Genomic DNA, 21,434 nt, shown 5'->3' on the forward strand with positions numbered 1-21,434 from the left:
TCAGTCCTCCTCGTCGAATGCGGGCGCGTGCTCGCGGGCGTACTGGACGTAGCTGTTGCTCACGCCCTGGGGAACCATCGGCCACACCATGGAGTCGGCGCTCACGACGAAGTCGATGACGACCGGGCGGTCGTTGGTCTCGAGCGCGAGCTTGATGGCCGCATCCACCTCCTCCTCCTTCTCCACGCGGATCGCGAGGCAGCCGTACGCCTCAGCGAGCTTCACGAAGTCGGGGATGCGGACGGTGCCATGACCGGTGTTCAGGTCGGTGTTCGAGTGGCGACCGTCGTAGAACAGCGTCTGCCACTGGCGCACCATGCCCAGCGAGGAGTTGTTGATGATCGCGACCTTGATCGGGATGTTGTTGATCGCGCAGGTGGCCAGTTCCTGGTTGGTCATCTGGAAGCAGCCGTCGCCGTCGATCGCCCACACCGCGCGGTCGGGTTCGGCGACCTTGGCGCCCATCGCAGCGGGAACGGAGTAGCCCATCGTTCCCGCTCCACCGGAGTTCAGCCAGGCGTTGGGCCGTTCGTACTTGATGAACTGCGCCGCCCACATCTGGTGCTGTCCCACGCCTGCGGCGTAGATGCCCTCCGGCCCGGTCAGCTCGCCGATCCGCTGGATCACGTACTGCGGCGCGAGGAGGCCGTCGGTCGTCGGCGCGTACCCGAGCGGGAATTCGTTGCGCAGCCCGTCGAGGTACGACCACCACTCCTCGGTGTCGGGGGTGATCGTGCTCGTCGCCGTGCGGAAAGCAGATTCGAGATCGACCAGCACGTCCTTGACGTCGCCCACGATCGGCACGTCCGCCGTGCGGATCTTCGAGATCTCGGCCGGATCGATGTCGACGTGCACGACCTTGGCGTTCGGCGCGAAGAGCGCGGCCTTGCCCGTCACGCGGTCATCGAAGCGTGCGCCGAGCGACACGATCAGGTCGGCCTCCTGCAGCGCCAGCACCGCCGGAACGGTGCCGTGCATACCTGGCATGCCCAGGTGCTGCTGGTGCGAGTCGGGGAACGCGCCGCGAGCCATCAGCGTGGTCACGACCGGGGCATTCGTCGTCTCGGCGAGGGCCAGCAGCTCGGCCGACGCACGACCGCGGATCACGCCGCCGCCGACATACAGAACCGGCTTCTTGGCCTCGGCGAGAAGCGCGGCAGCCGCTTGGATCTGCTTGCCGTGCGCCTTCGTGACGGGACGATACCCCGGCAGGTCGAACTTGGGCGGCCAGACGAACGGCGCCATCGCCTGCTGGGCGTCCTTCGTGATGTCGACGAGAACGGGACCCGGTCGACCGGTCGAGGCGATCTCGTAGGCCGCAGCGATGGCGCCGGGGATCTCCGACGCATCCTTCACGAGGAACGAGTGCTTCGTGACCGGCATCGTGATGCCGACGATGTCCGCCTCCTGGAACGCATCCGTTCCCATCAGCGTCGAGAACACCTGCCCGGTGATCGCGAGCAGCGGCACCGAGTCCATGTAGGCGTCCGCGATCGCCGTCACGAGGTTGGTCGCCCCCGGGCCCGACGTCGCGATGCAGACGCCCACCTTGCCGGACGACGAGGCATAGCCCTCGGCGGCGTGGCCCGCCCCCTGCTCGTGCCGCACGAGGATGTGACGCAGCTCGGCGGCATCCATGAGCGGGTCGTAGACGGGGAGGATGGCGCCACCGGGCAGGCCGAAGACGTCCTTGACGCCGAGAAGCTCGAGCGTGCGGACCACAGCTTCTGCTCCGGAGATCTCCGGTGCGGCTGATTTGGGTGCGGGCGGCCTCGGCACAGCCGAGACGGTGTCAGCAGTCATGACACTCCTTCTGATGGTCTGGAGGCGACGTCGGAGGCTGGGATGCCGGAGCCGACGCGGATCAGCCGGTCGTCGCGCCCTCGGCGGCGGACCGCACGAGACGCGAGTACTTGGCAAGAACGCCACGGGTATAGCGCGGGGGTAGCGGCTCCCAGCCAGAGCGGCGGGAGGCGAGCTCCGCCTCGTCGACGAGTAGGTCGAGAGAGCGAGCTGCGATATCGACCCGTATCAGATCACCATCGCGCACGAAGGCGATGGGACCTGCGTCCACCGCTTCGGGTGCTATGTGGCCGATGCACAGGCCGGTTGTGCCGCCTGAGAATCGTCCGTCAGTCAAGAGTAGTACATCTTTTCCGAGCCCCGCGCCCTTGATGGCCGCCGTGATGGCCAGCATCTCGCGCATGCCCGGTCCGCCCTTCGGACCCTCGTAGCGGATGACGATGACCGTGCCGGCCTCGATCTCGCCGTTGGCCACGGCGTCCATCGCTGCGCGCTCCCGCTCGAACACTCGGGCGGTGCCCTCGAACACGGCGGCGTCGAAGCCGGCGGTCTTCACCACAGCACCCTCGGGGGCCAGCGATCCGTGCAGGATCGTCAGGCCGCCGGTCGCGTGGATCGGGTTGTCGAACGTGTGGATGACCTCGCCGTCGATCGGCATCGGGTCGAGCTCCGCGAGGTTCTCGGCGAGCGTCTTGCCCGTCACGGTGAGCGCGTCACCGTGCAGCAGACCCTCGTCGAGCATCGCCTTCATGATCACGGGGATGCCGCCGTGGCGGTCGACGTCGTTCATGACGTACTTGCCGAAGGGCTTCATGTCGGCGACGTGCGGCACCTTGTCGCCGATGCGGTTGAAGTCGTGCAGGCTGAGCTCCACCTGGGCCTCGCGGGCGATCGCGAGGAGGTGCAGCACGACGTTCGTCGAACCGCCGAGGGCCATCGCGAGCGCGATGGCGTTCTCGAACGCCTCCTTGGTGAGGATGTCGCGCGTCGTGATGCCCTGACGGAGCAGATTGACGACGGCCTCGCCCGAGCGGTGCGCGAAGTAATCGCGACGACGATCCGCGGCGGGCGGCGCGGCGGAGCCGGGGAGACTCAGGCCGAGGGCTTCGGCGACCGATGCCATCGTGTTCGCCGTGTACATGCCACCGCAGGCGCCTTCACCCGGTGCGATCGCGCATTCGATGCGCTTGAGGTCCTCTTCGCTCATGAGACCCGCTCGGCATGCGCCGACGGCTTCGAACGAGTCGATGATCGTGACGTCCTTCTCGGTGCCGTCCGAGAGCTTGACCCAGCCGGGCGCGATGGAGCCGGCGTACAGGAACACACTCGACAGGTCGAGGCGAGCGCTCGCCATGAGCATTCCGGGGATCGACTTGTCGCATCCGGCGAGGAGCACCGACCCGTCGAGGCGCTCGGCCATCATCACGGTCTCGACCGAGTCCGCGATGACCTCCCGCGACACGAGCGAGAAGTGCATGCCCTCGTGGCCCATCGAGATGCCGTCCGAGACGGAGATCGTGCCGAACTGCAGCGGGTATCCCCCGCCGGAGTGGACGCCCTCCTTGGCGCCCTGCGCGAGCCTGTCGAGGCTCAGGTTGCAGGGCGTGATCTCGTTCCAGCTGGATGCGATGCCGATCTGGGGCTTGTCCCAGTCGGCGTCGCCCATGCCGACGGCACGGAGCATGCCTCGGGAGGTCGTCGCCTCGATGCCGTCGGTGACGACTCGGCTGCGGGGCTTGATGTCGATGGGCGCGCTGGTGGAGGGATCATGCGAGGACATGACGGAAGTCTATTCCCGCCGAGAGGTGCGCTCGTCCGCGAGCGCCTCCAGAAGCTGGGCCATCTGTTGTGGGTTGTCCACACGGAGCTGGGCGGCGCTCTCTCCCGGCCCCACGCGGACGCCCAGATCGTCGCCCGTGAGCACGCGCATGGCGTCCTCGTCCGTGACGTCATCGCCGGCGAACAGGATCGCGGTGGCGTCGAAGTGCTCGCGCAGTGCGGTCATCGCGGCATCCTTGCCCTCGTTCCGAGAGGAGAACTCGAGCACGCGGTGTCCGGAACGCCGTCGCCAATGCGGGAAGCGCTCTGCGACGAGCGCGTCGATCTCGGCGAACACCGCCTTCTCGACCTCGGGTGCGGCGGTGCGGGTGTGGACGCCCATGCCGAAGGTCTTGGGCTCCAGCTCCGCGCCCTCGTACCGGTCGATGATCGGCCGGGCAGCCTCCCACAGGTCCTCTCGAGAGCCCTCGGCGGTGTCTCCGTCGGCGTCGTGTGCGCCGATTCCGGGATACCAGTACTGGGCTCCGTGCGAGCCGGCCAGCGCGATGGGCGAGTCGTCCGTGTGCTCCGTGATCTCCCGCAGGTCATGCATGCTGCGCCCGGAGACATAGGCGACGACCGTGTCCGGGAGAGCGGTGAGGCGTGCGACCTGATCTGCGACCTCGGGCAGCGCCCTGGCGGCCATCGGATCAGGAACGAGCGGAGAGGCCGTGCCGTCGAAGTCCAGGGCGACGACCAGTCTGGGGGTGGCGGCGATGGCGCTCAGCGCCGGGTCTGCGGCTCCGGGGGTCCAGCTACGGGTCACAGGGTCTCCAATCGAAGCGGTGTCCTCCCAGTATCACCCGGCGGACCGGTGCGACCCGCCGGGTCAGCGTCGGCGGACGTCGGCGAGTGCACGCAGGAACGACGACGACCACGCGTTCACGTCGTTCTCCAGCACGCGACGTCGCAGCGACCGCATCCGCTTGCCCTGCTCAGCGGGCGTCATGGAGACCGCCGTCATGATCGCATCCTTCAGGCCGGCGATGTCGTGCGGATTGACGCGCACAGCCTGCCGCAGTTCGTCTGCGGCGCCCGTGAACTCGCTCAGCACGAGCACACCGCGGTTGTCGGCGCGCGTCGCGACGTACTCCTTCGCCACGAGGTTCATGCCGTCGCGGAGCGCGGTGACGAGCATCACGTCGGCAGCGAGGTACAGCGCCACCATCTCCTCGCGCGGATAGCCCTGGTGGAGGTAGCGGATCGCGGTGTGACCCATGGTGTCGTGATCGCCGTTGATGCGCCCGACCGCGAGTTCGATCTCGTCCCGAAGATGCACGTAGGCGTCGACCCGCTCGCGGCTCGGACTCGCGACCTGCACGAGGGTGACATCGTCGACACTCAGGCGGCCGTCTTCGAGAAGCTCGCCGTATGCCTTGATGCGATGGCGGATGCCCTTCGTGTAATCGAGGCGATCCACACCGAGGAGGATCTTCTTCGGGTTGCCGAGGCTGGCTCTGATCTCGGCGGCACGCGCCCGGACCTCCGGGCGGGCGGCCAGCTCGAGGTACGGGGCGGTGTCGATCGAGATCGGGAAGGCGCGGGCGACGGCGGTGCGGGTGCCGCCGTCCTCGGTGGGAACCGTGACCGCTGATCCCTTGACCTCGTGACGCAGACGGCGCCGCACCGCGGTGAGGAAGTAGGTGGCGTCCTGCGCGCGCTGGAAGCCGATGACATCGGCGCCGAGCAGGCCCGTGAGCACCTGGTCGCGCCACGGGAGCTGTGCATACAGTCCGTGCGCGGGGAACGGGATGTGGTGGAAGTAGCCGATCGTCACATCGGGCCTCAGCTCACGGATCATCTGGGGCACCAGCTGCAGCTGATAATCGTGCACCCACACCGTGCCGTCCTGTGCGGCGACGCCCGCTGCGGCCTCGGCGAATCGGCGGTTGACCCTGACATAGGCCTCCCACCATTCGCGGTGGTACTGAGGCGGCGCGATGACGTCGTGGTAGAGCGGCCAGATCGTGTCGTTGGCGAAGCCCTCGTAGTAGTCGGCGACCTCCTCGGCGCTGAGGGGCACCGGGATCAGGTCGATGCCGTTGATCTCGAAGCGGTCCAGTTCGACGTCCGGCTGACCGGCCCATCCCACCCAGGCTCCGCGCGCGCTGCGCATCATCGGTTCGAGTGCGGCGACCAGACCGCCCGGGGAGGTTCGCCACTCCTCGTCTCCGTCAGGACCCACGACCCGGTCTACGGGAAGTCGGTTGGCGACGACGACGAAATCTGCGACTGACATGGGTGAGTGCTCCTGACGATGCAGTGGGGGTGCTCCTCAGGCTACAGAAGCTCAGACCGAGGCTACGCGAGGTCGCGTGCGACCCAGCCACCAGTTGACAAGCCCGGCGGCGAAGGCTACCGCGGCAGCGATGATCGGCAGCACGAGGGCGCTGGCCGTTCCCGCGCTCTCGGCGAGTTCTCCCGCCACTGCCGCACCGAGGGACTGACCGACCACGATGCCGGAGCCGAGCATCGTCATCACGGTGGCCGAGCGTCCGAGCGGGCTGCGCGCAGCGCCGAAGCTGTACTGGGTGACGAGGGTCGGCCCGATGCCGATGCCCATGATCGCGAGAGCGATCATCATGGTCGCCGGCGAGTCGACGAGGAGGAGCAGCAGGCTTCCGCAGAGCAGCACACCCGAGAACACCAGCCAGCGTGCGCGAAGCGAGAACCGCACCGGAAGCCACGCGACACCGAGCGCGAGGATCGCCGAGCCGACGCCCATGACGCCATAGAGCAGCCCGGCCTGCTCCGCCGCTCCGCGATCCGCCATGAACGAGGTGAGCGATGTCAGCATGGTGCCGAAGAACATGCCGACGCCGAGGATGCCGACGACGACGATCAGCAGACGCGGACTGAGGAGCTCCGTCGCCGCCGACGGCGCCCGCCCGTCTCGATCTCTGTGCATGGAGACGGCACGGGCGCTCGGATGCAGGGCGAATGCACCGACGAACACCACCGTGAGCACAGCCGCACCGATGAGCGGCGCCCATGGCGCGATGGCCGACGCGAGGATGCCGACGATGAACGGCCCGAACACGAACACGGTCTCGTCGGCGGCGGACTCGTACGCCATGGTTCCCGAGACGGTGCGCGTGCGGGCTGCCTCAGGCATCCTCTCGGCGATCATCGTGACGAGTCTGGAGCGAGACATCGGAGCGACCTGCGGAGCCGTGGCGCCGATGCCGAACGCGGCGATCAGCACGAGCGCATCCGCACCCCCCGTGTAGACGACCGCAGTGAAGAGCACCAGCATCGCTCCGTTGGCGATCGCCAGGATCAGCAGCACCGTGCGCTGGCCGAAGCGATCGGCGGCGGCGCCCAGCAGAGGTCCGAAGCATGCCGTGCCCAAGCCGACAGCCGCCGAGGTGAGGCCGCCGAGCGAGAGCGAGCCCCGGGCGGCGACGACGACCGTGAGCACTCCCACGACCATCATCGCGAACGGAAGCCGGGCGATGAAGGCGATGATGAAATACGGGAGCCCCGCGATGCGGAGCAGTCCTCGCTGTTCCGTGGCCGGGATCGGGACGGGATGCTCGGGAGCGGGAGTTGCGTGTGTCATGGGCTCTCGCGCGTCGACGGACGCGGGGTCGGGTGCCGCCGCTGTCCGCCAGAATGCCGGCGGCCGGTAGATACACGGATTGCGGCCGCGGACCAGCCGCGACCCCTCCATGTTAGCGCGGTCGGCAGAACGACACCTGGGCGCCCGTCGGCCCACAGCCCTGGACCGGCTCTGACAGAATCCGCCCCGCATTGTCAAGGCAGCGCGCGAGGCGCCGTCGACAGGTAGCGTGAAGCCATGAACTACCTCTCGGGCACCGGAATCGTCGGCGCGATCATGACGGGCGTCACCCTGCTCCGCGGATCCCGCGACACCAAGCTCACCTGGCGCTCCGCCCTGGCCTGGGTGAGCTGGGGCATCACGCTCGCCCTGTCGATCGGCGCCGTCGTCGACACCCGTCGGGCCAAGCAGGGGCGCTCCGTCTCCCCGGACTCCCCCGTCTATGCGAAGCAGCAGAAGGAGCGCGAGAAGGAAGCCAAGAAGCAGCGCTCCCAGGGCGTGAAGCCCATCAAGCGCTGAGGCCTCATCGGGTGAGGATCAACGCCTCCCCCTGACCGCCTCCCCCACACAGTCCCACGGCGGCGACGCCGCCCCCTCGGCGCGCGAGCTCATGCGCGACGTGGACGACCAGTCGTGTGCCTGACGCGCCGATCGGATGACCGATCGCGATGCCGCCGCCATGGACGTTCACGGTGTCGCTGGAGAGCCCGAGCTCGAGCTGCGACCGGGCGACCACGGCTCCGAATGCCTCATTGATCTCGACCAGGTCGAGATCAGCGGGTGCGATGCCCTGCTTCTCGCACGCGCGTTCGATCGCGCGTGCCGGCTGCGCCTGCAGAGAGTAGTCCGGTCCTGCGGTCTGCCCGCTGGCGCCGACCGTGACGAGCACCGGCCAGCCTCTGTCCACCGCCGTGCTGCGGGTGGTCACGACGACCGCCGATGCTCCGTCGGAGATCTGCGACGAGTTGCCCGCCGTGATCGAGCCGCCTTCGGCGAACGCGGCACGAAGCCCCGCGAGCGACTCGACGGTCGTGTCTGGCCGGATGCCCTCGTCGGCGGTGATGAGCAGCGGCTCCCCCCGGCGCTGGGGCACAGCGACGGACACGATCTCGTCATCGAACACCCCGGCGGCCTGCGCCGCCGCAGCACGCTGGTGGGACAGGGCCGCGACCTCGTCCTGAGCAGCACGCGTCAGCTCGTAGCGGGCGTTGTGGCGCTCGGTGGACGCCCCCATGCTCTCTCTGTCGTAGGCATCGGTGAGACCGTCATGCGCCATGTGATCGAGCACCTCGACGCTCCCATAGGTCCAGCCGTCCCGCGAGCCCATGAGCAGGTGCGGGGCCCTGGTCATGGACTCCATGCCGGCAGCGACGACGACGTCAGCGTCACCTGTGCGGATCATCCGAGACGCGTCGATGATCGCCGTGAGACCGGAGAGGCACACTTTGTTCACGGAGTGCGCCGGAACATCCCATCCGATACCCGCTCCGATCGCCGCCTGTCTCGCTGCGTTCTGACCGGAGCCCGCAGCGAGCACCTGGCCGACGATCACGGCATCCACGGCTGATGGGTCGATGGATGCCTGGTCGAGGGCGCCCCTGATCGCGACAGCGCCGAGCTCCGGCGCACTGAAGCTCGCCAGCTGTCCCTTGAGACGGCCCTGGGGGGTGCGCGCCGCGGCGGCGATGACGACGTCGTCGTCACTCGAGTGGTCCTGGGGGTGCATCTCCACCTCTCCGTTCTGTGCAGTCATCGGTGGTGCAGTTCGTCGGGGATCGTGAGGGCCGGCTCCGTCGCCGCCACCACCTGCTCGACCGTCACGCCCGGCGCGAGCTCGACGAGCGCGAGACCGTCCGGTGTGACGTCGATCACCGCCATGTCGGTGATGATGCGGTCGACCACTCCTCGGCCGGTGAGCGGAAGCGAGCAGTCGCGCACGATCTTCGCCGATCCGTCTTTGGCGGTGTGCTCCATCAGCACGATGACGCGCGCGGCACCATGCACGAGATCCATCGCGCCGCCGGGTCCCTTCACCATCTTGCCCGGGATCATCCAGTTCGCGAGGTCTCCGGTTGCGGACACCTGCATGGCCCCGAGGATCGCCGCGTCGATCTTGCCCCCGCGGATCATCCCGAAACTCGTCGCGGAGTCGAAGTACGCGGCACCGGGGAGCACCGTCACCGTCTCCTTGCCGGCATTGATCAGGTCCGGATCCACCGAGTCCTCATGAGGGTATGGCCCGACGCCGAGGATGCCGTTCTCCGACTGCAGCACGACGGTCACGTGTCGCGGAACGTGGTTCGGCACGAGAGTCGGCAGGCCGATCCCGAGATTGACGTACGAGCCGTCGCGCAGCTCTGCGGCAGCGCGAGCTGCCATCTCATCGCGTGTGAGCACCATCTCAGACTCCTTCCGCCGCGACGGTTCGGCGCTCGATGCGCTTGGGGATGTCCGTCCCCACCTCGATGACTCGGTGGACGAAGACGCCCGGCAGGTGAACGCGGTCCGGATCGAGCTCGCCGGGGTCGACGAGCTGCTCGACCTGGGCGATGCAGACGCGTCCGGCCATCGCCGCGAGCGGATTGAAGTTCCGTGCCGCCTTGTTGAAGATCAGGTTGCCGTGCCTGTCCCCCGCCAGCGCGTGCACCAGCGCGAAGTCGGTCGTGATCGCCTCTTCCAGCACGTACTCGCGAGGCCCGGCGGCGGTGTCGAAGGTGCGCACGTCCTTCGCCGGAGAGGCCGTCTCGACGCTGCCGACACCGCTGTATCGTCGCGGGAGCCCGCCTTCGGCGACCTGCGTACCCACACCGGTCTGCGTAAAGAACGCTGCGATCCCCGCCCCTCCCGCACGGAGCTTCTCAGCCAGCGTTCCCTGCGGCGTGAGCTCGAGCTCGAGTTCACCGGAGAGGAACTGCCGCTCGAACTCCTTGTTCTCTCCGACGTACGACGAGGTCATCTTGCGGATGCGGCGAGCCGCGAGCAGGATGCCGAGCCCCCAGTCGTCGACTCCGCAGTTGTTGCTCACGATGCTGAGACCGCTCGTGCCCTGGGCGAGCAGCGCCTCGATCAGCGCGATCGGATTCCCGGAGAGCCCGAATCCTCCGACGGCGAGAGACGCACCGTCATGGATGTCTGCGACCGCTTCTTCGGCACTGGCCCACTGCTTGTCGATCACGCATGCTCCTTCGAATGACGCTTGTCCCTTCAGCATCCGCCTTCACGCTCGTCAAGGAAAGAACACGGTTGTGATGTGGACGCTTCCTGGCCTAGCGTCCACATTATGGAATCTACCTCCGTCGTTCCCGGAGCGCAGGCGATCGCACGCGCCGCCAAGCTCCTCCGACTGGTGACGTCGAGCGGGCTCGATGGCGCCTCGCTCCAGGAGCTCGCCGGGTCCGCAGGTCTGTCCCGCTCGACCGCCCACCGCCTTCTGTCGGCCCTACGCGCCGAGGGGCTGGTCGACCGCGATGAGTCGACGGCTCGCTGGATGCCGGGACCGGAGCTCTTCCTCATGGGGTCAGTCGCCGCAGCGCGCTACGACGTGACCGCGCTGGCGCGCGACATCGTCCGCTCACTCGCGGTCAAGACCGAGGAGAGCGCCTTTCTCTCCGTGCGCCGCGCCGACGAGACCGTGTGCCTGCTTCGAGAAGAGGGATCCTTCCCGATCCGATCCTTCGTGCTGAGCGAGGGCGTGCGCTTTCCTCTCGGCGTGGCCAGCGCCGGACTTGCCATCCTGGCGTTCCTGCCTGACCACGATGTGGACGCCTACCTCGACCGCCACCCCGAGCTCGCGACCACCTGGGGCAGGTCCCACGGCGTCGCGCCCCTGAGGACGCGACTGGCAGAGACGAAGGAGCGAGGATACGGCGTGAACCCGGGGCTGATCGTCGAGGGCAGCTGGGGTCTCGGCGCAGCCGTCTTCGATCGATCGGGACGACCGGAATGGGCCCTGAGTCTCACCGGGGTGGGCTTCCGCTTCGGCCCCGATCGGATCGGGGAGCTGGGAAGAACCCTCCTCGCCCATGCGCATCAGCTGTCGGCCCGGATCGCGGGGTCTCGACGCTGACACTCTGCAATACATATCAAAAGGTATATACTTCTTGGTATGAATCGTCAGGATGTCATTCCTTCGCTGGTGCTCTCCGGGTATGCGCTCGGCAGGATCGCCGCTCAGGACGCCGGCAACGACGCCCCCGCGGCGCAGTGGCGCGTGCTGAGCCTGCTCGAGCAGTCCGGCCCGAAACGCGTCGGAGAGCTCGCGGCAGCGGCGCGAACGACTCAACCGGGGATGACCCGGCTCATCGGGAATCTCGAGCGCGAGGGACTCGTCCTCCGCTCCCCGGTCGCTGAGGACTCCCGGGCGACCGCCGTCGCGATCACCACGTCAGGCTCCCATGCCCTGCAGGCGTGGCGCGAAGAGTTCCGCGACACGCTCGCACCTCGTTTCGCTCATCTCGACGCCGATGAGTGGATCATCCTGACCCGCGCCGCCGAGATCCTCGCGGCGCACACCACCACCGACTCGACAGGAGCAGCAGCGTGAACACCCCCGCCACCTCAGTGTGGAAGCAACCAGCCCAGGTCTGGGCCGTCGCCTTCGCGTGCGTCGTCGCATTCATGGGGATCGGCCTGGTGGATCCGATCCTCCCCGCGATCGCCGAATCCCTGCAGGCGACCCCGTTCGAGACCGAGCTCCTGTTCACGAGCTATCTCGCGGTCACGGGCCTCGCGATGCTCGTGACCAGTTGGATCTCGAGCAGGATCGGTGCGAAGAAGACGCTTCTGATCGGGCTGGCGCTCATCGTGGTGTTCGCACTGCTCTGTGCGCTCAGCGGCAGCGTCGACGCGGTCATCGGCTTCCGCGCAGGGTGGGGTCTGGGCAACGCGCTGTTCATCTCCACCGCTCTCGCCACGATCGTGGGCGCGGCATCAGGAGGGAGCTCGGCAGCGATCATCCTCTATGAGGCGGCCCTCGGTCTCGGCATCGCCATCGGACCGCTCCTGGGCGGCCTGCTTGGCGAGCAGAGCTGGCGCGCGCCGTTCTTCGGCGTGGTCGTGCTCATGGCGATCGCATTCCTGGCCGTGCTCGTGCTGCTGCGCGGCACTGAGGAGAAGCGCACGCCGGTGGCGTTCTCGGCGCCCTTCAGGGCACTGGGTCGCCCTGCGCTCGCGATCCTCGCGATCGCGGCCTTCTTCTACAACATCGGCTTCTTCATCCTGCTCGCGTTCTCGCCGTTCCCCCTCGGATTCGGGGCCATGGGAATCGGGTTCACGTTCTTCGGCTGGGGCGTCGCCCTCGCCATCACGAGCGTCTGGGTCGCTCCTCTGCTCATGCGCCGCATGTCTCGTACCCGCGTGATCCTCACCGTTCTGCCGCTTCTCGCCGTCGATCTGATCGCGGCAGGGCTGATGGTGGACTCCGCGGCCGCGCTGGTCACGTGCATCGTCATCGGCGGACTGCTGCTGGGCGTGATGAACACCGTGCTCACCGAAGCCGTGATGGAGGCCACGGATCTGCCCCGCTCGGTCGCATCGTCGGCATACTCGTCCGTCCGGTTCCTCGGCGGAGCCATCGCTCCGCCGCTCGCCGCGGCCCTCTGGCACGCGTTCACCGCGACGATCCCCTATCTGGTCGCGGCGATCGCGGTGCTTCTCGCGGCAGCGACGATCTTCCTCGGTCGGAAGATCCTCGCGCACATCGATGACGAGCCCGACGACGCCGTGATCGAAGACGCCCAGTCCATCCTGCTCGGCGACGCCGCGTGACCGCACAGCCTGCTGCGTTCGATACCGTGGGGCGATGACCGACCTCCCCGAACGCAGCAGGCTCGTGCAGCAGCATCTGTCCGACGCAGGTATCGATGCCGAGATCCGTCCTTCCCGACGCGGCACGTACCGCGTCGGAGGCGGCAGCGGCGATCGGCTGCGACGTCGCGGCCATCGCCAACAGCCTGGTGTTCATCGCCGAAGGCTCCCCCGTGCTCGTCATGACCAGCGGCGGCCACCGCGCTGACCTCGACGTGCTCGCGCGAAGCATCGGGGTGGCATCCGTGATGATGGCTCCGGCATCCGTCGTCCGCGACTCCACGGGGCAGGCGATCGGCGGCGTCGCGCCGGTCGGTCATCCGACCCCGTTGCGCACCTTCATCGATGAGGACCTCGAAGTCCACGAGGAGATCTGGGCGGCCGCGGGGCACCCGCACACCGTGATGCCGCTCACCTTCGAGAGCCTGCGGCACCTCACCGGCGGCGAGGTCATCGTGGTCGCCTGATCGACCTATTCCGGCATCCTGCAGACACAGAAAAGCCCCGATGACTGGCGAGAGTCATCAGGGCTTATCCGTGCACCCCCTGGGACTTGAACCCAGAACCCACTGATTAAGAGTCAGTTGCTCTGCCGATTGAGCTAGAGGTGCGTGGCGCGGTATTCCCCGGCCGAGGAATTACATTACCAGCCGAGCGCCGCGGTGCGAAATCGAGTCGGGTCTCACGTGTTCGCCGCGCGTGTCGCCCCGTGTCGATGCCTCTCAGGCTCCCGGGACGGGGCGGTTATCCTGGAGAGGTGACCGCCTCCCCCCGCGTCGACGACTTCTCGCGCGACCTCGCCCTGGCCCTTCGACTTGCCGACGCCGCTGACGCGCAGTCACTCCCTCGGTTCGACAGCGCCGACCTCGAGGTCTCGACCAAAGCCGACAACTCGCATGTCACGGATGCGGACCTGGCCACTGAGCGGGCGATACGCGCCATCCTGTCGTCCGAGCGACCCGACGACGGCATCTTCGGCGAGGAGTTCGGCGCCGAGGGCAGCACCCACCGCCAGTGGATCATCGATCCCATCGACGGCACCGCGAACTTCCTGCGAGGGGTGCCGCTGTGGGGCACGATGATCGCTCTCGCCGTGGACGGGGTGTCAGAGGTCGGAGTGGTCAGCATGCCCGCACTCGGACGCCGTTGGTGGGCCGCCGCGGGCTCCGGCGCGTGGACCGGGACCGAGGCCGAGCCGCGCCGGATCACAGCATCGTCCGTGGCGTCTCTCGACGACGCCAGCGTGAGCTTCCAAAGCATCACCCAGTGGGCGGAGTCCGGACACCTCGATCAGCTGCTGACCCTGGCCGACAGGGTGTGGCGCGATCGCGCGTACGGCGACATCTACGCCTACATGCTCCTGGCGGAGGGGCGGATCGACATGGTCGCGGAATTCGGCGTCAAGGAGTACGACGTCGCGGCCGCAGTCCCGATCGTGCGCGAGGCAGGAGGACGGATGACCGGATTCGACGGCGCCGAGACGATCTCCGACCTGTCGGCTCTTGCCACCAACGGCATCCTCCACGATGCCTTTCTCGAACTCCTGCACGCTGATCCCCGATGAAGGCTCGCGCGATGAACCGCCTCACCTCCGCCGCACTCGGCGCACTCCTGCTCACCGTGGCGCTCGTCTCCTGTGCAGCGACGCCCGAGAGCGCGCCCTCGCCGACGCCCGACGCTCCGAAGCCCTCCCCCACAGCGACCGCCGAGCCGGCAACCACTCCGACCCCCTCGCCGACGGCGGGGCCGGCCTGCGACACCATCGTCTCAGCCGGGACCGTGAAGGCTCTCACCGATCAGGGCTGGAGCTTCGAGGAGAAGGAGTTCGTGGTGGGCGGGGTGACGCTCGCCGACGGTCTGCTGTGCTTCTGGGCCGACTACAGCGTCGCATCCGATCACGGGCAGCTCTACGGCTGGTCGACGATCAGCGCCGAGGATGCCACGGCCGCACAGAACGCCCTGATCGGTGAGGGCTGGACCCGCGAAGACGGGCCCGATGGCATCTACATCACCGAGAACCCGCAGTTCGCGATGGGCACCGACGAGGACGGATACGGAATGACGTACCTGTTCGGCGACGGATGGGTGAAGTTCGCGGACACGCGCCAGGGACTCATCCTGATCGAGTGGGCGGGCTGACGCTCACTGCACGGGCGAGTCGATCACCTCGTCGACCAGAAGGATGCCGCCCGTCGAGTTGACGGACTGCATCAGGTCGTCGATCCATCTCCCGTTCACCTGCGGCTGCTCCGGCTCGTCGAAAGTGAAGCGCAGCGGTATGGACGGATGGATCCAGATGGTCGAGCGTCCGCCGGGTTCGCCCTCCGGGTGACGCCACGACAGGGTGAAGCTCTCCTGGCGACGCAGCTTGGTCGCGATCACGATCTTCAGATGGGCGAGCGCTCGGTCCTCGATGTGGATCGGGACGTCCGACGCGCCATAGAACAGCGTTGCCATGCGAACCAGAATACTGGCTAACGAGTCAGCCGACGCTCGGACGCCCCTGTCCTGGGAGTCGTTTTTGCGCGGTGTATCGTCGCACCCATGGACTCTGAGCTCGCCGAGATCGCGCTGGGTCTCTACACCGGGTCGCCCTCGGATTTCGTGGCCGCACGGAACGCTCGTGCCGCCGAGGTCGGCGACCCGGATCTCGCCGCCGGGATTCGCGGGTTGAAGAAGCCGTCGGTCGCCGCCTGGGTGGTGAACGTCTTCGCACACGAGCGGGGCGCTCGACTCGGAGAAGCACTGCAGCTCGCCGAGGAGCTCCGCGATGCACAGGCGGATCTGGACGCTCGGGCACTCGCCCAGCTCGGTCGAGACCGGCGTGCGCTCACGAGTCGTCTCGCGGCGGACGCGGTCGAGCTCGCGGAAGCACGTGGACAGCGCGTGACCGCGTCGACGAAGGAGGCGGTCCAGCAGACCATCAGCGCGGCCTTCTTCGACGCGACCGCAGCTGCAGCAGTCGCATCCGGGAGGCTCGTGCGAGAGCTGGAGCCCGCTGGCACGTTCGCAGACATCGCCGACAGCATCGTCGGCGGCGGTGCCGCTGCCGCGCCCACGATCGCGAAGCCTCTGGACGAGGTCGCCGCGCGCAGAGAGCGGCGAGACGCGGAACGCGCGGTCAGAGAATCCGAGAAGGAGCACGACCGCATGGTCCGCGAGTCGGCCGCAGCCGATCGCGCACTTCGCGACGCCCTGGCAGACATCGACGACCTGGAACGCCGCGAGCGTGACCTCGAGGCCGAGCTGGAGAGGGTGCGCCGCGACATGAAGCGTGCCCGAGGCGACGCCGAGGAGGCGAAGACCGAGCACGAATCGCTGGCCAGACGAGTGCGGGAGTCGGAGGAGCACCTCCGCACCGCGCAGGAGGCGCTCGACCGACTCGCCTCTGGCTGAGGACCTACGCGGAGCACGCGTCGACGCGCGTCGGAGATCCGGAACGAGCTCGACAGCACACCGGTATTCTGTGTGTATCCTGAGCGCGGAGGCTCCACGGCGGAGCCGAACTCACGGGGAGTGGCATGCGCAATCGGGTCCTGGGTGCCGCTCTCGTGGCGGCCGCTGTCGTGGCGGCACCGCTCACGCCGGCGGCGGCATCAGCGTCGCCCTCGGTGCCGGCATCTGCGTCATCTCCGGCATCGGAGGAGTGGATCCTCGTCGCCACGCTTCTCGACCAGTTGCGCGTCGAGGCGCCCTCCACCGTGAAGTACAACCGCGACCTGTTCTTCGAAGGCGCGGATCTCGACGGCGACGGGTGCCGCACCCGCCAGGAGGTGCTCCTCGAGGAGACGGACGTCCCCGCGACCGTGACAGACGCGTGCACCGTCACTGCGGGCCAGTGGCTGTCGTACTACGACAACGTCACGCACATCGACCCCGCCGCAATCGAGATGGACCATCTGGTCGCGCTCAAGGAGGCCTGGGTGTCCGGAGCATGGGCGTGGACGGACGCACAGCGACAGGGATACGCCAACGACGTCGACGACTACCGCACTCTGACCATGGTCACCGCCGCCGTGAACACCGCCAAGGCCGATAAGGATCCCGCATCCTGGTTGCCCTCTTATCGCGACGCGCGGTGCACCTACATCGCGGAATGGGTCGCCGTGAAATGGCGATGGAACCTCTCCGTCGATCCCAACGAGAAGAGCGCCATCCAGACACTCCTCGCAGAGTGCGGCGCGCAATGGTGGGAGACCCGGCTCCCTGCGATGCCGACCGTCGGACAGCCGTCCGCTCCGCCGCTACCAGAACCCGTCGGCGTGTACCGGTTCTGGAGCCCTGTGTATCAGGGTCACTTCTTCACCACGAACCCGACGGAGCGCGATCAGATCATCGCCCGCTGGCCGAACGTCTGGACGTATGAGGGGCAGCGGTACACCGCGTTCACGACCCAGGTCGCCGGCACGATCCCGCTCTACAGATTCTGGAGCAGCACCTACTCGGGGCACTTCTACACCGCGGACCCCGCCGAGCGTGCGGCGGTGATCGCCAAGTGGCCGAACATCTGGAAGGACGAAGGGATCGCCTACTACGTCTACCCGGCGAACTCCGCACAGGCTGACACTGTTCCCGTGGCGCGGTTCTGGTCCAACTCCGCGGCCCATCACTTCTACACCGCCGACGCGGCGGAACGAGACGCGGTCCTCGCCAAGTGGTGGCGGGTGTGGGTCTACGAAGGAGAGAACTTCCGCGTGCCGGCAGCGGGCATCCCGGTCCCCCAGCCCCCGCAGCAGCCCCAGCCGACTCAGCCGCCTCAGCCGCCTCAGCAGCCGGCGAACCCCGGCGACACGAGGAACTGCACCGACTTCGCGACCTACGCTGCGGCGAAGGAATGGTTCGACCGGTACTACCCGTACTACGGCGACATCGCGAAACTCGACTTCGACAACGACGGCATCCCCTGCGAGAGCCTCCCTGGAGCCCCGTAGGTCGCAGCAAACGGAGCTGAGAGTTCGCCGATTCCAGTAGTCGGTGCAACACGAAAGTCGCTGAGAGGTCGTCGTTACTCGGTGGCGTCGGATAGGTCCATGCCTGGCGCGTCAGCAGGCCGGCGGCGAAAGCCGTTTCGTTCGTAGAATCCGCTGCGGTCTCGGGCGGCGAAGAGTTGGATGTCGCTGACGCCGCGTGCTTTCGCTTCTCGGACAAGCGTCCGGAGGATGCGTGCCCCCGTGCCCTTGCCGCGTGCTCGGTCGGTGACGAGCATCTCGGTCACGAACGCATGCAGCGCGCCATCGCTGATCAGACGACCCATTCCGATAAGTTCGCCGTCGCTCTCACGGGCTGCGCATACGATCCAACTGCCGGCCAGGGCGGATTCACACGTCGAGAGGGAGAGGTCCGCCCAGCCCGTCTGGTCGTAAAGGGTCTTGAATTCGGCAGCGGACGGCGGGACCAGAGTCAGAAACACGACAAGAAGCCTATTGGGGTTCTCACTCGGTCAACGCATGGGAAATGCAGGTGCGGCTTCTGGGCGATCCGCTCCGGACTCCACCGCTTGGATAGCCTCTCTCGGATGCAGCCCGGGAGTCGGTTGGGGTTGCGACGTCGCGAATCTGCTCGACGAACACGCGACCGCCGCTGATATGGGCGAAGTGGGGCAGGACTCGCGGCCCGACAAGCGGCGTACAACGCAAAAAGGCCCGCCTCCCCAGTGATCACCAGGGAGGCGGGCCTTCTTGCTTGTGACAGCGACCTGGTGGAGCTGGGGGGAATCGAACCCCCGTCCAACGCTGAGTCTCCACGCCTTCTCCGGGCGCAGTCTGTGAAGACGTTCTGCTCGGCTCCGACCTTTGTCACAGACACCTAAGTCGACGAGCCCAGCCTGGGAAGAGTCCCACGTGACGTCCAGACGCCGTCACGCAGCAAGATTCCTAGATGACGCCAGGATCCGTATCGGAATCACATACGGCCTGACGGACTATCGGGCTCGCTTATGCAGCGAGGGCGAAGTCGTTGCGCTTGGTTTCGGCAACTATTGTTTTGCAGAGAGCGTTTACGAGATAACTCTGCATCCTCGGCCCGCTTCTCGTGGATTCACAGGCGCTGTCGAAACCGATCAGCCCCGTGGTCCTTCTCTCGAAGGAGCCGCTGTCACACTGTTGAGTTTTCATCTCGGGCACCGGAGTCCCCGAGCCTCATAGACTACAACGTTCGCGAGGCCTTCGCCATTCCGCGCCTCAGGAGCGCGCTGGCGTAGAGTCGCGACATGAGCGAAGTCACCATCACCGTCCGCGGCGAGCATGAGGCCCGGGTCGCACCCGAGCGCGCGACCATCCGCGTCAGCGTCCGAGCCGATGGGCCAGACCGTGCGGAAGTGGTCGATCGGGTCATGCATCTCGCCGAGCCGGTGCGCGAGAGCATCACCGCGAGGCGGGAGACGGGCGTCGTCGTCGACTGGTCCAGCAAGCAGCTGTCGGTGCGAGCCGAGCGCCCGTGGAGCGCCGAGGGCAAGCGTCTCGCACCTGTCTACTACGCCAGCGTCGATCTGACGGCGACCTTCGCCGAAGCTTCGGAGCTGTCCGTCTGGGTATCGGATGTATCGGCATGGGACGGAGTCGAGGTCGGATGGGTGAACTGGCATCTCACCCCTGAGACGAGCTCACGGGTCGAACGAGAAGTCGCTGCGCACGCGGTCGCCGTCGCCGTCGCGCGCGCGCAGGCGTACGCGACAGCTCTCGGACTCGGTGCCATCGCGCCTGTCGAGATCGCGGATGCCGGGCTCATCGCTCCCGCACCCGTCCAGCCGTTCCCCGGCGCGCCCAAGATGCGCGCGGCCATGATGCAGGAGTCCGGCGATGCGAGCGGGCCATCCATGGACTACGAACCCGACGAGATCGTCATCTCGGCAACGGTCGAGGCCCGGTTCCTCGCGCGCTGAACTCAGCGCTGCACTGGGGATGGATCCGGTCAGGCGCCGACCGCGAAGGGAGCCAGATCGGCGGCGAGCCGCTCCGACACACGAGCGTGGACGACAGTCCCCTGCTCACCGTGATCCACGCTCAGCAGCATGCCGGTCTCATGGATCGCAGCGACCAGATCGCCGCGGTCGTAAGGAATCACCGCGTGCACTTCGACTGCGGGCTTCGGAAGCGCCTCTTCGATGGATGCTCGAAGCTCATCGATGCCCTCCCCCGACCGCGACGAGACGAAGTGCGCCTTGGGCTCGAGACCACGCAGCACGAGTCGCTCGTCGTCATCGATCAGATCGGCTTTGTTGAACACCACGAGCTCGGGCATGTCACGCACACCGACGTCGCCCATCACGTCTCGAACGGTCTGGAGCTGACCGGCGGGATCGGGGTGCGATCCGTCGACCACGTGCAGGACCACGTCTGCGTCGCCGACCTCTTCGAGGGTCGAGCGGAACGCCTCGACGAGCTGGTGGGGAAGGTTGCGGACGAAGCCGACCGTGTCCGTCAGGGTGTAGACACGCCCGTCCGATGTCTCGGAGCGGCGAACCGTCGCATCCAGCGTCGCGAACAGTGCGTTCTCCACGAGCACCCCCGCGCTCGTGAGGGCGTTGAGGAGACTCGACTTGCCGGCGTTGGTGTAGCCGGCGATGGCAACGGAGGGAATCGTGTTGCGCTTGCGCTCGGCACGCTTCGCTTCTCGCGCCGGGCCGAAGTCGCGGATCTGTCGACGCAGCAGGGCCATCTTGGTGCGGATGCGGCGACGGTCGAGCTCGATCTTCGTCTCGCCCGGACCACGCGAGCCCATACCGGCGCCGCCCGCTCCCACCTGGCCACCTGCCTGACGGCTCATCGAATCACCCCAGCCGCGCAGGCGCGGCAGGAGGTACTCGAGCTGCGCCAGTTCGACCTGCGCCTTGCCCTCACGGCTCTTGGCGTGCTGGCTGAAGATGTCGAGGATGACAGTGGTGCGGTCGATGACCTTGACCTTGACGACGTCCTCGAGAGCTCGTCGCTGACTCGGCGCGAGTTCGGTGTCGGCGATCACGGTGTCGGCATTCGTCGCCACCACGATGTCCTTCAGCTCCTGCGCCTTTCCGCGGCCTATATACGTCGCGGCATCCGGATGCGGCCGTCGCTGAAGAACACCGTCGAGAACGACCGCACCCGCGGTCTCCGCGAGGGCGGCCAGCTCGCGAAGCGAGTTCTCCGCGTCCTCCTGTGCTCCCTGCGGGTACACACCGACCAGCACGACGTTCTCGAGACGAAGCTGGCGGTACTCGACCTCGGTGACGTCTTCGAGTTCGGTGGAGAGACCGCCGACACGCCGAAGCGCATGACGATCCTCGAGGTCCCACTGGTCGCCGTCCGAGAACGCGTGTGACGCGGTGGACTGGTCCTGCAGCGCCTGCGCGGCACCGAAGACGCGAGCCTCCGTCCGCCTCTCCGCATTCGCGAGTACGCGATCGACTGCTTCGTCACCTGTGGAGTGTGTGCTGGTCTCCGTCATCCGTCCCTTATCTCTGGGTTTTGTT

Annotated in this window: 21 protein-coding genes, 1 tRNA gene and 1 other RNA gene; 10 read left to right on the forward strand and 13 right to left on the reverse strand. The window is 67.4% G+C overall.

Features of this window, described 5'->3' with window-relative positions; genetic code table 11:
* The 5 genes from AB0N61_RS07075 to AB0N61_RS07095 all read right to left on the reverse strand — a co-directional run bounded on the left by AB0N61_RS07075 (position 1) and on the right by AB0N61_RS07095 (position 7,183).
* Positions 1–1,803, reverse strand: a complete 1,803-nt coding sequence (locus AB0N61_RS07075) for an acetolactate synthase large subunit (RefSeq protein WP_167944496.1) — start codon at positions 1,801–1,803, stop codon at positions 1–3.
* A gap of 61 nt (positions 1,804–1,864) precedes the next feature.
* Complete coding sequence (gene ilvD, locus AB0N61_RS07080; RefSeq protein WP_363362726.1) at positions 1,865–3,583, reverse strand: dihydroxy-acid dehydratase; 1,719 nt, start codon at positions 3,581–3,583, stop codon at positions 1,865–1,867.
* Between the two features lie 9 nt (positions 3,584–3,592).
* Positions 3,593–4,387, reverse strand: coding sequence for a trehalose-phosphatase (gene otsB, locus AB0N61_RS07085; RefSeq protein WP_167944508.1), 795 nt, complete (start codon positions 4,385–4,387; stop codon positions 3,593–3,595).
* 63 nt (positions 4,388–4,450) lie between these two features.
* Complete coding sequence (locus tag AB0N61_RS07090; protein ID WP_167944510.1) at positions 4,451–5,860, reverse strand: trehalose-6-phosphate synthase; 1,410 nt, start codon at positions 5,858–5,860, stop codon at positions 4,451–4,453.
* 51 nt (positions 5,861–5,911) lie between these two features.
* Positions 5,912–7,183 (reverse strand): MFS transporter, encoded by a 1,272-nt coding sequence (locus AB0N61_RS07095; RefSeq protein ID WP_363362729.1) that lies wholly within the window; start codon positions 7,181–7,183, stop codon positions 5,912–5,914.
* A gap of 237 nt (positions 7,184–7,420) precedes the next feature.
* On the opposite strand from AB0N61_RS07095, the gene AB0N61_RS07100 reads away from it, so the two are divergent.
* The gene (locus AB0N61_RS07100) at positions 7,421–7,702 is read left to right on the forward strand and encodes a hypothetical protein (protein ID WP_167944514.1); all 282 of its coding nucleotides are present in this window, start codon (positions 7,421–7,423) and stop codon (positions 7,700–7,702) included.
* A 4-nt stretch (positions 7,703–7,706) separates the two neighbouring features.
* On the opposite strand, the gene AB0N61_RS07105 is transcribed toward AB0N61_RS07100, so the two are convergent.
* From AB0N61_RS07105 to AB0N61_RS07115, 3 genes are read right to left on the reverse strand one after another with little or no spacing between them, the layout of a single operon-like run.
* Positions 7,707–8,936 carry an acetyl-CoA C-acetyltransferase gene (locus tag AB0N61_RS07105; protein ID WP_363362730.1) on the reverse strand — a complete coding sequence of 410 codons (1,230 nt, stop codon included), beginning with the start codon at positions 8,934–8,936 and terminating at the stop codon, positions 7,707–7,709.
* Complete coding sequence (locus tag AB0N61_RS07110; RefSeq protein WP_363362731.1) at positions 8,933–9,583, reverse strand: CoA transferase subunit B; 651 nt, start codon at positions 9,581–9,583, stop codon at positions 8,933–8,935. The genes AB0N61_RS07105 and AB0N61_RS07110 overlap by 4 nt, the downstream gene beginning before the upstream one ends.
* A 1-nt stretch (position 9,584) precedes the next feature.
* The gene (locus tag AB0N61_RS07115; protein WP_363362732.1) at positions 9,585–10,358 is read right to left on the reverse strand and encodes a CoA transferase subunit A; all 774 of its coding nucleotides are present in this window, start codon (positions 10,356–10,358) and stop codon (positions 9,585–9,587) included.
* 105 nt (positions 10,359–10,463) lie between these two features.
* On the opposite strand from AB0N61_RS07115, the gene AB0N61_RS07120 reads away from it, so the two are divergent.
* From AB0N61_RS07120 to AB0N61_RS07135, 4 genes are all read left to right on the forward strand, one after another.
* Positions 10,464–11,249 carry an IclR family transcriptional regulator gene (locus tag AB0N61_RS07120; RefSeq protein ID WP_363362734.1) on the forward strand — a complete coding sequence of 262 codons (786 nt, stop codon included), beginning with the start codon at positions 10,464–10,466 and terminating at the stop codon, positions 11,247–11,249.
* A 39-nt stretch (positions 11,250–11,288) separates the two neighbouring features.
* Positions 11,289–11,726 carry a MarR family transcriptional regulator gene (locus AB0N61_RS07125; protein ID WP_363362736.1) on the forward strand — a complete coding sequence of 146 codons (438 nt, stop codon included), beginning with the start codon at positions 11,289–11,291 and terminating at the stop codon, positions 11,724–11,726.
* A complete protein-coding gene (locus tag AB0N61_RS07130) occupies positions 11,723–12,949 on the forward strand; it encodes an MFS transporter (RefSeq protein ID WP_363362738.1) in 1,227 nt (408 codons plus the stop codon). The genes AB0N61_RS07125 and AB0N61_RS07130 overlap by 4 nt, the downstream gene beginning before the upstream one ends.
* Positions 12,950–13,044: 95 nt before the next feature.
* On the forward strand, positions 13,045–13,455 hold the full coding sequence (locus AB0N61_RS07135) for a YbaK/EbsC family protein (RefSeq protein WP_363362740.1): 411 nt from the start codon (positions 13,045–13,047) through the stop codon (positions 13,453–13,455).
* A 71-nt stretch (positions 13,456–13,526) separates the two neighbouring features.
* On the opposite strand, the gene AB0N61_RS07140 is transcribed toward AB0N61_RS07135, so the two are convergent.
* Positions 13,527–13,599 (reverse strand) — tRNA-Lys (locus tag AB0N61_RS07140).
* A gap of 146 nt (positions 13,600–13,745) precedes the next feature.
* Between AB0N61_RS07140 and AB0N61_RS07145 the strand changes: the two genes are divergently transcribed.
* Both AB0N61_RS07145 and AB0N61_RS07150 read left to right on the forward strand, forming a co-directional pair.
* Entirely contained in the window at positions 13,746–14,552 is an 807-nt protein-coding gene (locus tag AB0N61_RS07145; RefSeq protein ID WP_363362741.1) for an inositol monophosphatase family protein, read from the forward strand.
* 11 nt (positions 14,553–14,563) lie between these two features.
* Complete coding sequence (locus AB0N61_RS07150; protein ID WP_167944528.1) at positions 14,564–15,127, forward strand: hypothetical protein; 564 nt, start codon at positions 14,564–14,566, stop codon at positions 15,125–15,127.
* 3 nt (positions 15,128–15,130) lie between these two features.
* On the opposite strand, the gene AB0N61_RS07155 is transcribed toward AB0N61_RS07150, so the two are convergent.
* Complete coding sequence (locus AB0N61_RS07155) at positions 15,131–15,445, reverse strand: hypothetical protein (RefSeq protein WP_167944530.1); 315 nt, start codon at positions 15,443–15,445, stop codon at positions 15,131–15,133.
* Positions 15,446–15,532: 87 nt separating this feature from the next.
* On the opposite strand from AB0N61_RS07155, the gene AB0N61_RS07160 reads away from it, so the two are divergent.
* Both AB0N61_RS07160 and AB0N61_RS07165 read left to right on the forward strand, forming a co-directional pair.
* Positions 15,533–16,384, forward strand: a complete 852-nt coding sequence (locus AB0N61_RS07160; RefSeq protein ID WP_363362743.1) for a transposase — start codon at positions 15,533–15,535, stop codon at positions 16,382–16,384.
* A gap of 125 nt (positions 16,385–16,509) precedes the next feature.
* The gene (locus AB0N61_RS07165) at positions 16,510–17,919 is read left to right on the forward strand and encodes a DUF1524 domain-containing protein (RefSeq protein ID WP_363362744.1); all 1,410 of its coding nucleotides are present in this window, start codon (positions 16,510–16,512) and stop codon (positions 17,917–17,919) included.
* Positions 17,920–17,993: 74 nt separating this feature from the next.
* Here AB0N61_RS07165 and AB0N61_RS07170 read toward each other — a convergent pair whose 3' ends face one another.
* The gene (locus AB0N61_RS07170; protein WP_363362746.1) at positions 17,994–18,398 is read right to left on the reverse strand and encodes a GNAT family N-acetyltransferase; all 405 of its coding nucleotides are present in this window, start codon (positions 18,396–18,398) and stop codon (positions 17,994–17,996) included.
* A 286-nt stretch (positions 18,399–18,684) separates the two neighbouring features.
* Positions 18,685–19,054, reverse strand: a transfer-messenger RNA (tmRNA) gene (ssrA, locus tag AB0N61_RS07175).
* A gap of 142 nt (positions 19,055–19,196) precedes the next feature.
* Here ssrA and AB0N61_RS07180 point away from each other — a divergent pair.
* Positions 19,197–19,868, forward strand: a complete 672-nt coding sequence (locus AB0N61_RS07180; protein ID WP_363362747.1) for an SIMPL domain-containing protein — start codon at positions 19,197–19,199, stop codon at positions 19,866–19,868.
* A gap of 29 nt (positions 19,869–19,897) precedes the next feature.
* Here the strand turns inward: AB0N61_RS07180 and hflX are convergent, their stop codons facing one another.
* The gene (gene hflX / locus AB0N61_RS07185; RefSeq protein ID WP_363362749.1) at positions 19,898–21,409 is read right to left on the reverse strand and encodes a GTPase HflX; all 1,512 of its coding nucleotides are present in this window, start codon (positions 21,407–21,409) and stop codon (positions 19,898–19,900) included.
* Between the last annotated feature and the right edge of the window lie 25 nt (positions 21,410–21,434).

Origin of the sequence: Microbacterium sp. NPDC089320 (assembly GCF_040684875.1) — a bacterium.
GTDB lineage: Bacteria > Actinomycetota > Actinomycetes > Actinomycetales > Microbacteriaceae > Microbacterium.

Bases quoted from the DNA above. Each gene is read 5' to 3' on its own strand.
- AB0N61_RS07075 (WP_167944496.1), bottom strand. From the start codon at position 1,803: ATGACTGCTGACACCGTCTCGGCTGTGCCGAGGCCGCCCGCACCCAAA.
- ilvD (WP_363362726.1), bottom strand. From the start codon at position 3,583: ATGTCCTCGCATGATCCCTCCACCAGCGCGCCCATCGACATCAAGCCC.
- AB0N61_RS07090 (WP_167944510.1), bottom strand. From the start codon at position 5,860: ATGTCAGTCGCAGATTTCGTCGTCGTCGCCAACCGACTTCCCGTAGAC.
- AB0N61_RS07095 (WP_363362729.1), bottom strand. From the start codon at position 7,183: ATGACACACGCAACTCCCGCTCCCGAGCATCCCGTCCCGATCCCGGCC.
- AB0N61_RS07100 (WP_167944514.1), top strand. From the start codon at position 7,421: ATGAACTACCTCTCGGGCACCGGAATCGTCGGCGCGATCATGACGGGC.
- AB0N61_RS07105 (WP_363362730.1), bottom strand. From the start codon at position 8,936: ATGACTGCACAGAACGGAGAGGTGGAGATGCACCCCCAGGACCACTCG.
- AB0N61_RS07110 (WP_363362731.1), bottom strand. From the start codon at position 9,583: ATGGTGCTCACACGCGATGAGATGGCAGCTCGCGCTGCCGCAGAGCTG.
- AB0N61_RS07120 (WP_363362734.1), top strand. From the start codon at position 10,464: ATGGAATCTACCTCCGTCGTTCCCGGAGCGCAGGCGATCGCACGCGCC.
- AB0N61_RS07125 (WP_363362736.1), top strand. From the start codon at position 11,289: ATGAATCGTCAGGATGTCATTCCTTCGCTGGTGCTCTCCGGGTATGCG.
- AB0N61_RS07135 (WP_363362740.1), top strand. From the start codon at position 13,045: ATGCCGAGATCCGTCCTTCCCGACGCGGCACGTACCGCGTCGGAGGCG.
- AB0N61_RS07150 (WP_167944528.1), top strand. From the start codon at position 14,564: ATGAACCGCCTCACCTCCGCCGCACTCGGCGCACTCCTGCTCACCGTG.
- AB0N61_RS07155 (WP_167944530.1), bottom strand. From the start codon at position 15,445: ATGGCAACGCTGTTCTATGGCGCGTCGGACGTCCCGATCCACATCGAG.
- AB0N61_RS07160 (WP_363362743.1), top strand. From the start codon at position 15,533: ATGGACTCTGAGCTCGCCGAGATCGCGCTGGGTCTCTACACCGGGTCG.
- AB0N61_RS07165 (WP_363362744.1), top strand. From the start codon at position 16,510: ATGCGCAATCGGGTCCTGGGTGCCGCTCTCGTGGCGGCCGCTGTCGTG.
- AB0N61_RS07180 (WP_363362747.1), top strand. From the start codon at position 19,197: ATGAGCGAAGTCACCATCACCGTCCGCGGCGAGCATGAGGCCCGGGTC.
- hflX (WP_363362749.1), bottom strand. From the start codon at position 21,409: ATGACGGAGACCAGCACACACTCCACAGGTGACGAAGCAGTCGATCGC.